Origin of the sequence: Rhizobacter sp. Root1238, from assembly GCF_001425825.1 — a bacterium.
Taxonomy (GTDB): domain Bacteria; phylum Pseudomonadota; class Gammaproteobacteria; order Burkholderiales; family Burkholderiaceae_C; genus Rhizobacter.
This window is the reverse complement of record NZ_LMDM01000038.1, coordinates 1-7,366: the sequence shown is the minus strand read 5'-3', so window position 1 is coordinate 7,366 and position 7,366 is coordinate 1. Positions and strand designations below refer to the sequence as shown.

Sequence of the window (7,366 nt, the reverse complement as noted above, 5' to 3'; positions counted from 1 at the left end):
GAACCAATTCGCTGTGGTCTACGAGGAGCGATTCACACTGCCGGCGCACGGCAGTCGATAAGCGAGTCGGCCAATAGCCAATTCAGCTCAACCGCCTCGCACACAGAAATCCTGACAGCCCCAAGAATGACGATCCACTTTGTCGTGATGTACGTTCCACCGATGTCGCGCTCGCGATCGCCGTAGAGGTGAGTGCCGGTTCCATTGAGAGAAGATGTCATGGCGCATGATTATCCGGGAAGCAGCTCGGCATCCGGGCTGCGGATCAATCCGTCAAGGCCTGCGCCAGCTGCTGCACCCGCCCCACATCCGCCTTCACCGCCTTCGCGATCTCGTTGCCGTAGCCGCTGTCGGCCTTGTAGAAATGCGACAGCATCGCGTACTTCACCGCGTCGTTGTCGACCCGGCCCAGGTCGCCGGCCAGGTTCGCGATCAGGCTCGATTGCTCCTTCTTCGACAGCGAGCGCCAGAAGTCGCCGGCCTGCCGGAAGTTCAGCGTCTTCGCGATGCGCGCCTGCTGCGTGCTGCCGGCCAGCGGCAGGCTGCTCGACTTGTACGCCGCGTCGGCCGGCAGCGGCCTCAGCCGCGACGGCTCGTAGTTGACGAGGCCGCTGCGCGAGCCGGCATTCGCATTGCCGTCCTGGTTGTTGGCGGCCACGGCCACCTTCGGCGCATTGATCGGCAGTTGCTGCACGTTCGTGCCCACGCGGTGCAGCTGCGTGTCGTTGTAGCTGAACAGCCGGCCCTGCAGCAGCCGGTCTTCCGAGGCCTCGATGCCCGGCACCAGGTTGCCCGGCGCGAACGCGCTCTGCTCGGTCTCCTGGAAGATGTTGGCCGGGTTGCGGTTCAGCGTCATCGTGCCGACCTTGGTCTCCGGCACGCCGGGCCAGACCTTGGTCGCGTCCAGCGGGTTGAAGTCGAAGCCGTCGAGCTGCTCGGGCTTCAGCAACTGCACGTACAAGTCCCACTTCGGGAAGTTGCCGCCGTTGATCGCGGCGATCAGGTCTTCGCTTGCATGGTTGAAGTTGCGTCCCTGCAGCGCTGCGGCCTCGGCGCCGCTCAGGTTCTTCTCGCCCTGCAGCGTCTTCCAGTGGAATTTCACATAGGTGAACTGGCCTTGCGCATTGACGAACTTGTAGGCGTGCACGCTGTTGCCGTCCATGTTCCGGTAGCTGGCCGGCGTGCCCAGATCGGAGTACAGCCGCGTCAGCATGTGCGTCGATTCGGGCTGCTGCGAAAAGAAGTCGAAGAAGCGGTTCGGGTCCTGCACGTTGGTGTCGGGGCTCGGCTTCAGGCTGTGCACCATGTCCGGAAACTTGATCGCGTCGCGGATGAAGAACACCGGCAGGTTGTTGCCGACCAGGTCCCAGTTGCCGTCGCTGCCGTAGAACTTGGTCGCGAAACCGCGCGGGTCGCGCAGCGTCTCGGGCGAATGGTTGCCGTGGATCACGGTCGAGAAGCGCACGAACACCGGCGTGCGCGTGCCGGCCGCGAAGATCTTCATGCGGGTGACGGCCGACAGGTCGGCGCTCGCGACGAACTCGCCGTGTGCCCCGGTGCCGCGCGCATGCACCACGCGCTCGGGGATGCGCTCGCGGTCGAAGCGCTGCAGCTTCTGGATCAGCTGCACGTCCTGCAGCAGCACCGGCCCGCCGGGGCCGGCGGTCTGCGAGTTCTGGTTGTCGCCAACCGGCGCGCCGTTGTCGCGCGTCAGCGTCGGTGCCGATGTCTGCGCGTGCGCGCCCACCGCGGCCACGGCCAGCAGCACCGGCAGCGCGTTGCAACGAAGAAGCTTGTTCATGTTCTGCTCCACTGAAGTAGGGAACTGGAGCTTATGAAGCCGCGCGCGCCGCGGGAAATTGAGATCCTCAGCCGGCCCGATTCACGCCTTCAATCGCGAACGGGCCGGCAGCGCTCAGGCGGCCGTGGCCAGCGTGCGGCGCAGCGGTCTCACGCCTTCCGGCAAGGCCTCTCCCAGCGCATCCGCCAGCAGCTGCAGGTCGGCAGCCCGCTGATGGCCGGCGCGCCAGACCATGCCGATGCGCCGCGCCTGGCCCTGCGCCAGCGGGCGCACCACCAGCCCGCTGTCGCCCCGGCGCCGCACCGACAGGGCCGGCATCAGCGTGCAGCCCATGCCGGCCGCCACCAGCTGCCGCAGGGTTTCCAGGCTGCTGGCGCGGAAGTCGCAACCGTCGTCCTGCGCCGATTCATGCTGGCCGCAGGCTTCCAGTGCATGGCCACGCAGGCAGTGGCCGTCGGTCAGCAACAGCAGTTTCAGTTCGGCCAGCGCCTCCAGCGGCACGGCATCGCAGGCGGCGATGTCGTGCTGCGGCGGCGCGGCGACGAAGAAGGGCTCGTCGAACAGCGCCTGCTCGACGAAGGCGGGCGGGGGCAGCGGACCCGGCAGCGCGACGATGGCCACGTCGAGCATCTGGTCGGCGAGCTTGTCGGCCAGGTGGCGCGTCATGTCCTCGTGAACCACCAGCCGCAGCTTCGGGTAGCGCTGGCGCACCAGCGGCAGCAGCCATGGCAGGTAGTAGGGCGCGAGCGTCGGGATCAGCCCGATGTTGAGGGCGCCCTGCAGCGGACCGTTGCGCAGGCTCTTCAGCTCGAGGATCTGGTCGGCCTCGGCCAGCAGGCGGCGTGCCCGCTCGACGACCAGCTCGCCGATCGGCGTCAGCGACGGCTGCTTGCCGCTGCGGTCGAGCAGCGCGAGCCCGAGGTAGTCTTCGAGCTTGCGCAGCTGGGTGCTGAGGGTCGGCTGGGTCACGTGGCAGGCCTCGGCCGCATGCCCGAAATGGCGATGCTCGGCGAGCGCCACCAGGTAGCGCAGTTCGCGCAGTGTCATCGTTGTCTCCCTTGTCGAGGGAGTATTGCCAGCACCGCCGGGCACCGCGATTTCTTTTCTCTTGCGCGGCGATTGGCAATATGAATCAGCGCTTGTCGTCACGGCGGCCGCGGACCCAGGTCCACAGCCACAGCAGTGCGCCGACCAGCAGGCAGCCGGTGGCCGGCAGGGTGGAAAAGTAAAACAGCAGGCCGGCGCCGACCGGGTTGGCGCCCCTGCTCACCATGCCGATCCTCTCCCCCAGGATGTACAGCAGGAGCGGGCCGCAGCCGAAGACGAAGAGCAGCGAGCCCAGGATGAGCAAGGCGTTGCGGAGTTTGATCATGGCAAGTTCTCTTTCGACGAAAGCTCGAACGCTAGCCACGGTCGCACACGGCAGGAACGGTACAGAGCGCCTGTTCAGGCGGCCAGCGCGACGAAGAGCCCCTTCTGCGTGAGTTCTTCGCACCGGGCGGCGATTGTTCGAACTCGGCCCGGCAAGTCTGCTTCACTCCACGTGCGAGATCAGCACCCCCGGCGCCGGCTGCTGCTGGCCGTCGGCGGGGACCTCGCTGCCGATGCTCGCCGAAGGCAGCCGCCGCACCGCAACGCCGACCGACATCATGTCGACCACCAGCAGGTGCAGGATGCGCGAGATCATCGACACGAAGGTGCTGGCGTCCTCGCTGTGCTCGACCGGGATGCACACCGTCGACTTGCGCGCGAGCGGTGACTGGCTCGCGGTGATCGCGATCACCTTCGCGCCGCGCTCCAGCGCCAGGCCGGCCGCGCGCGACAGCTCCGGCGGCTGCCCGGAACTCGAGATGAACACCGCGACGTCGCTCGGCCCCAGCAGCTCGGCGGCCATCGAATGCATCGACGGATCGGTGTGCGCGACCGACGAGATCCGGAAGCGGAACAGCTTGTGCTGCGCATCCAGCGCGACGATCGCCGAGTTGCCCATCGCATAGAACTCGACGCGCCGCGCCTCGCGCAGCAGCGAGATCGCGCGGTCGACCGCGTCGACGTTCAAGGCCTCGCGGAACTGCACGATGGCCGAGATGGTGTTGTCGAGCACCTTGGCGCACAGGTCGGCGGTGCCGTCCTGGCGGCGCACCTGCGTGCGCTGCACCGGCAGCGTGCCGGTCAGCCCCGAGCCGAGCTTCAGCTTGAAGTCGGCCAGCCCCTGGAAGCCGAGCGAGCGGCAGAAGCGGATCACCGTCGGCTGGCTCACTTCGGCGCCGTGCGCGATCAGCGCGATCGGGTCGTTCAGCGCGGTGCGCGGGTTGTCGAGCACGAAGTTCGCGACCCGGCGCTCCGCCGGCGACAGCGTCGCCACCGACGCCCGCACGCGTTCGAGCAGCGGGTGGCTGCCGCCGGCATCGGGCACGTGGTCGGACAGCAGCGTCGAGATGCCCTGGAACACCAGGTTCTCGGCCGTCAGCACATAGGTCGGGATGCGGGCCACGTAGTCGCTCATGCGGCCCTTGGCCTCGAAGCGCTCGCGGAAGATGGCTTGCGCAAAGAGCGGCCCGAGCCGCGGCACGATGCCGCCGCCGACGTACATGCCGCCGGTGGCGCCGAGCGTCAGCGCCACGTCGGAGGCCATCGAACCCAGCATCCCGCTGAACACCTCCAGCGTCTCGACGCACGCGGCATCGTGCTGCAGCGCGCGCTGCACGATCTCGGCGGTCGACAGCTCGCGGCCGGCACTGAGCGCCTGGTGGATCAGCTCGATGCCCGGCCCCGAGATCAGCCGCTCGGCCGACACCCGCGACATGCTCTTCCACGCATGCTGCAACACCCGCATCTCGCGTTCGTCGCTGGGCGCGAAGTTGACGTGGCCGCCTTCGGTGGCCAGCGTGGTCCAGCGGTCGCCCGACGGGATCAGCCCTGACACGCCGAGCCCGGTGCCCGGCCCGAGCAGCCCGATCACGCCGTTGGCCTGCGGCGCGCCGCCGCCCACCTGCAGCCGGCCCTGCGGGCCGACGCCGGGCAGCGCCATCGCCAGCGCGGTGAAGTTGTTGACGACCAGCAGCGTCGACAGCTTCAGCTGCTGCTGCACCTCCTTGATCGAGAACGCCCAGTCGCGATTCGTCATGCGCACCTGGTCGCCCTGGATCGGGTTGGCGATCGACACGGCGCCGTGGCGCGGCTTCAGTTCGGGCACCGTCGTGAGGTAGGCCTGGATCACCTCGGTGATGCCGGCGTGGTCGCTGCACGGCAGCACCGCGACGTGCTCGAACTGCCCCGGTGCGGGTTCGATGCAGAAGCGCGCGTAGGTCGCGCCGATGTCGGCCAGCAGCCGGACTTCGGTGAATGGCGTCGAACGAAGGCTGAGGTCGATGGTCATGGGGGAGGGGACACGGCGGATGCAGGGGTGGCGGCCAGCGTGGGCGCGGGCGCGCGTTCGAGAAGGACGTAGCCGGAGGCGGCGAGGGTGACGCGGCCGTCGACGACTTCGACGCGCTGGCCGCTGTACGCATCGCGCAGCGCCTCGCCGTTGCCGAAGGTGCCGCCCAGCGGCAGCGTGACGGGGCCGTCCACCGCCATCGCGACGACGACCGCGTCGCCGGTCTGCGCGTCGACGCGGCTGAACACATACGGGCTTGCCGACACCTGGCGATGCACGCCGCGTGCCAGTGCCACGTGGCGGGCGCGGAAACTGCCGAGGCGTCGCCAGTGCGCGAGCTGGGCGGTGTCGGGCGTGGCCCAGTTCATGTCGGAGCGGGTGGCCTGCTGCGGATCCGATGTGGGCGCCGGACCGGGCGGGCGGGCCGTCTCGTCGCCGTAGAAGATCTGCACCGCACCGGGCGCGAGCAGCAGCGCGGCACCGGCTTCGGCCAGGCGGTGGCGGTCGAACAGCCGGGTGTCGTGCGACGAGACGTAGCTCAGCGCGTTGTAGCCGGGCCGGCCCGACAGCAGCGATGCGTAGCGGGTGTACAGCGCCTCGGGTTGCGCGAACTGCGGCGCCTGGTCCTGGAATTCGAAATTGATCAGCGCGTCGAAGCCGCTGTCGATCAGTGGGCTGCGCTCGGGCCCCTGGCCCCAGTACTCGCCGACCATCCAGAACGGCTGGTCGTCGATCTTGTCGGCGGGGTGACGCGCCTTCCAGTCGGCCAGTGCGGTGGTGGCCGAGCGTTTCAACGCGGCCCAGGCCGCGGGCTCGACGTGCTTGACGGTGTCGGCGCGGAAGCCGTCGATGCCGTACTCGCGCACCCAGTCGCTGAGCCAGGTCACGAGGTAGTCGCGCACCGTCGCGTCGGCCAGGTCGCGGGCGCGCGTGCCGGGCTTGCGGCGCAGGAAGGTCGGCAGGCGCACGTGCTCGCTGCTGTCGGTGCGGAAGTCGGGCAGGTAGGCGAGCTGCATGGTCAGGTCGTCGCGGCCGCCGTCGAGGTAGCCGGGCAGGCCGGCGCGCACCCAAGGGCGGCCCCACCAGTCGGCGAAGTTGAAGCTGTTGTAGTCGATGAAGCCGTGGTAGTCGCGCAGCGTCGCGCGCTCGCTGCCGGGCCAGAGCACCTTCAGGTCCAGCTCGCGCGCGGTCTGCAGGTCGAGGTAGCCCGGGTGGTTCATCACCACGTCGAACAGGATGCGGATGCCCTGGCGGTGCGCGGTGGCGACCATCTCGCGCAGCTCGTCGGGCGTGCCCATCGCCTGGTCGAGCACGGTGTAGTCGAGCGCGTAGTAGCCGTGGTAGGCGTAGTGCTTGAACGCCTTGTCGCCGCCGACCACCCAGCCGTGGATCTGCTCGTACGGCGCGGTGATCCAGATCGCGTTGACGCCGAGCTCGCGGAACCAGCCTTCGTTCAGCTTGTTCGTGATGCCTTTCAGGTCGCCGCCGTGGAAGGTGGCAATGTCGTCGGCCGGGTTGCTTTCGCGTTGCCGGCCGTAGGCGTGGTCGTTGGCCGGGTTGCCGTTGGCGAAGCGGTCGGTGACGGCGAAGTAGACGATCGGGTTGTCGGCGAAGGTGCCAGGGACGGAGATCGGGCCGCTGATGGGCGGCGAAGCAAGGGGCGTTGGCAGAGGCGGGAGAGGGAGAGTCGTGCAAGCCACCAGGCTCAGCGTCGTGAGCAGCGCGAGAAGGCCGTGCCCCAAAGACCGTTCGGACTGAGCTTGTCCTTCGACAAGCTCAGGATGATCGGGGTCACCGTTCGGGCCGAGCGTGTCGAAGCCCCCGCGCCAAGGCAGCAACCCTTCGACACGGGCCCTCGACAAGCTCGGTCCCTGCTCAGGGCGAACGGGTCTTGGGTGCTCGCTCATCCCTTGATCCCCCCGGCGGTCAGCCCCGAGATCATCCACTTCTGCGCGAGGATGAACACGATGGTGATCGGCAGCCCGGAGAGGATCGCCGCCGCTGCGAAATCCCCCCACAGGTATTTCTGGTCGTACAGGAAGAGCTTGGAGCCGACCGCCAGCGTCAGCTTGGCCTCTTCGTGCAGCAGGATCGACGCGACCGGGTACTCGATGATCGCGCCGATGAACGCGAGCAGCGCCACCACCATCAGGATCGGCACGGCCATCGGCAGCAGCACCAGCCGG

At 68.5% G+C, this 7,366-nt stretch carries 6 protein-coding genes and 1 pseudogene; all 7 read right to left on the bottom strand.

Annotated features, from left to right (window positions below; all coding sequences use genetic code 11):
• Positions 1-32 precede the first annotated feature (32 nt).
• Positions 33-221: a hypothetical protein gene (locus ASC98_RS30770; RefSeq protein ID WP_157604841.1), complete on the bottom strand. Its 189-nt coding sequence runs from the start codon at positions 219-221 to the stop codon at positions 33-35.
• A gap of 44 nt (positions 222-265) precedes the next feature.
• Positions 266-1,801, bottom strand: a complete 1,536-nt coding sequence (locus ASC98_RS22955; protein ID WP_082542162.1) for a catalase — start codon at positions 1,799-1,801, stop codon at positions 266-268.
• A gap of 114 nt (positions 1,802-1,915) precedes the next feature.
• A complete protein-coding gene (locus ASC98_RS22950) occupies positions 1,916-2,848 on the bottom strand; it encodes a LysR substrate-binding domain-containing protein (protein WP_056814068.1) in 933 nt (310 codons plus the stop codon).
• An 85-nt stretch (positions 2,849-2,933) separates the two neighbouring features.
• Positions 2,934-3,173: a hypothetical protein gene (locus ASC98_RS22945; RefSeq protein ID WP_056814066.1), complete on the bottom strand. Its 240-nt coding sequence runs from the start codon at positions 3,171-3,173 to the stop codon at positions 2,934-2,936.
• Between the two features lie 162 nt (positions 3,174-3,335).
• On the bottom strand, positions 3,336-5,180 hold the full coding sequence (glk, locus tag ASC98_RS22940; protein WP_056814062.1) for a glucokinase: 1,845 nt from the start codon (positions 5,178-5,180) through the stop codon (positions 3,336-3,338).
• Complete coding sequence (locus tag ASC98_RS22935; RefSeq protein ID WP_235581359.1) at positions 5,177-6,922, bottom strand: alpha-amylase family glycosyl hydrolase; 1,746 nt, start codon at positions 6,920-6,922, stop codon at positions 5,177-5,179. The genes glk and ASC98_RS22935 overlap by 4 nt, the downstream gene beginning before the upstream one ends.
• Before the next feature lie 161 nt (positions 6,923-7,083).
• Positions 7,084-7,366: pseudogene (gene malG, locus ASC98_RS22930) on the bottom strand (maltose ABC transporter permease MalG); the annotation flags it as partial.